The following is a 3068-nucleotide window of genomic DNA, read 5'->3' as shown; positions in this document are numbered from 1 at the left end:
AGGTCGAGCAGATAGCTGGCGGCTTCGATGTCGCCGCGATGGGTGGCGCACCAGACGGTGCTTTCGGTGACGGTGAGGTAGAGGTGGAGTTCGTTCCACCTGAAGTTGGGATCGCTGATTTCGACGGGCGTTCTCATCCCAGGACGAAGGCGGCATTGGATATGTCATTTCGATCCCTGCTTCATTTCGATCTGCTGGATGACCGCGTCCAGCCACCAGCGGGTGCGTTCATCGGCCGTTTCGCGTGACCTGTTCAAGCTCGGAAGAGCGGGCTTTCCCTGGCTGCGCAGCCGGCGTGCCGCCGCCTCGCTGGCATTGAGGTCAGCGCCGCCAAGACGTTGGATCAAAAGGTTCATTTCAGCGATGTCGGCCGCCTTGATGGTGATGCTGAGTTTCGCACCAGCGCTGGCCGGTGTGAGATCGGCATTGTAGGCCATGACTTCGAGCGCGTGCTCACCCGGCAGCAGACCGGTGAGCGCATGCTCCTTCTTGTCCGTGGCCAGCGACCATTCACCCGCGTCGATGCGCCAGGTGTGCCAGGCGGCCTGGCCGAATTCGATCCGCGCCGTGTCGGCCAGCACCGCATGCAGCGTCACCCGGCTTTCCGGCTGCGGCAGGCGGGAGCGGACGGCGAGATATTTTTCGCCATGCCAGCCGAATTGCAGGCGCAGGAAGGCGTTGCCGGCCAAATCCATGCGCACTTCGTAGAGACGTGTGCCATCAGGCAAAGGATTGGGTTCACCCGGCTGTAGGACGGGAACCGCGCAACCGGGAATACATTTCCACAAGCGGCGCTGCGTGTCGCTGAGCCAGCAGACGCCGTGGCGGTCATAAGCCGTGCTGGAAACATTCTTCACCGGGCAGTCATGCGGTGGCTGCGCCTCCTCCGAATGATAAACACGCTGCGTCTCATCCGCCTTCTGCTCGGTGCGTCGCCATTGGCCGTCAGGCATGAGCTGCCAGTTGTAACCGCTGAAGGCCAGGGTAAACCGGCCATCTTGGTCGAAACGCGGCGGGCTGGTGACCCGCGCGTCAGGACCGGCGATGTCGGTGATCTTCCATTCCTTCCAGCCACGGCCATCAAAGTGATGCAGCGTCCCTGACTGACGCAAAAAACCGGCGCGCATGGGCGAACCTGCAGATGAAACCGGTGCCAAGCTCGGGAAATCGCGCAGCAACAGCCTGGTCGCAGGCCGCATCCGCGCCACGAGCGCTGCTTCGATGCTCGCGAAGACGTGCCACTCGCCGGTGGTGAAATCACACACCGCCGCCGGGCCGGCTTTCATCGGTATAAACCAGCCCTGCTCATGCGCGTCGGCGATGAAGGCGTTGCTGCCCATCTGCGTCACCTTTTCCGGCACCGACAGTACGTTCCAGCGGCCGTTCTCCCAGCACTGAAAAGTGTCATCCGCCATGCGGCCCCAGATGCGTCCACGCGCATCCTCCAGCAGCAATGATTCAGTCTGCACGATCGCCAGCCGCACTGGCGCAGGATTCACCGATGCAGCAGGTTTGAGCGGCAGCAGGCAGGTCTGTCCCGTGCCGCGATCCAGCACGACGAACTGCGTGTCTCCCGCCCGTGCCATCTCGACGGGTTCCCGCAGCGTGAGGCCATTGCGCCAGTCGAGCGTCTTCAAAACGCCTTTCGCCGCGAATGGCACGAAGACGAGGCCGCCGCCCTTCACACAAGTCCAAAATCCCTCCTTGGTCTCGATCACCGGACGGTCAGGCCAGCCGAAGGCAGGCTCGGCATCCAGCTTCCACGTCAGCGGGGAGAGCTGGGTGCCACGAAGTCGAAACAGCGCGCTGGTACGTTTTTGCGGATCATAAAAACGCTGCGTTCGCAGCTCGAGCTGGGCGTTGAAGGTCTTCGACACGCTGACTTCCTGCTCGGTGGGCCGCGGCGTGGTGATGAGATGCCAGTCATCGTGCGCGGGGAAAATTTTCTCGATGTGCTTCAGTTCGTCTCCGGGTGCGGCAAACACATTCATCGCATTTTTCTCCACATCGAGATCAAACAAGCCCACACCGGCCACGGCAATGGCGAGACGATTGCGCATCCACGGCACCACCACCGATATCGGCTGCTCAGGCTTGGTGCCGGGAAGGTCCTGAAACGAGAAACCCTGCGGGGTAAACCGGCCCAGTCCGCGCAGCCGCCATTCCCATTCCATGGGCTTCATCGCCTGACTCCACAGCCAGATCGTCCCGCGCTGGTCCTGCACCGCATGCACCGGCACAAAACCGGTGCGGGAGGAGCCGTCGTCGTTTTTCTTCGGCGGCAGGAAAGCATCCTCCGGCAGCGTGATGATCTCGGGATCCGCCCCGCCCTTGCCGATGCGCAGCAACTCGCGGCCGGACGCGGTCACCAGCAGGCCGCCATCCGCCAATGGCAGCAGATGTGGCTCGTTCAACTTCACCGGAATGCGTGCCAGCACCTGATGCCGCTTCGTGGTGTGGCGGCTCAGCACATGATCGTCCGCCGTCGCTTCATCACGCCACAGACAGGCGATGGTACCGTCCTGCAGCCGGGCCAGTTTCAGCGCCTTCAACGTTGGCGGAAATCCAGGCAGCTTCACCGGCGACCAGTGATCCTTCTGAAACACCGCCAGCCGTGCGCCCTGGCTGCGAAAGATGGCCCACGCACGGTTCTGCGCATCGCTGGCGATGGCAGCGATGGCTTTGCGGGCCTCCGGTTCTTCAAACTCCTCACCTTTCGCATCCACCTCAATGCCGATGGGGATCGGCCGTGATTCCTGCCCGGCCGCTAATCCGGCGAGCAGGCAAAACAACCAACCAACTGACACACAACGCCTCATAAGCCTACCAGGAGTAATGCACCGTGTAGGTAATGGTCTTCTCCTCACCAGGCTTCAATGGGATGCGAAACTCGATGGTCTGGGCGTCGGTTTTGAGCTGTGTGTTGCTGCTTTCTCTGATCTCCCAGTTCAACGCGCGGTAAAGGTGCTCGACGACGCGGATTTCGACGGCTTCGTCCTGCTTGCGGTTGCGGACTTTGATCTCGAAGGATTCATCCATCCAGTGGTTGGAATCGTCACTCTTGAAGT

General features: G+C 61.7%; 1 protein-coding gene and 1 pseudogene. Both read right to left on the bottom strand.

What is annotated here, in order from left to right; translation table 11 throughout:
- Positions 1-164: 164 nt before the first annotated feature.
- Entirely contained in the window at positions 165-2807 is a 2643-nt protein-coding gene (locus tag ACKVY0_RS15670; protein WP_409215760.1) for a hypothetical protein, read from the bottom strand.
- Positions 2808-2823: 16 nt separating this feature from the next.
- Positions 2824-3068: pseudogene (locus ACKVY0_RS15665) on the bottom strand (hypothetical protein); the annotation flags it as partial.

It is taken from the genome of Prosthecobacter sp. (assembly GCF_046154365.1).
GTDB lineage: Bacteria > Verrucomicrobiota > Verrucomicrobiia > Verrucomicrobiales > Verrucomicrobiaceae > Prosthecobacter.
This window is presented reverse-complemented; position numbering and strand designations above follow the sequence as displayed.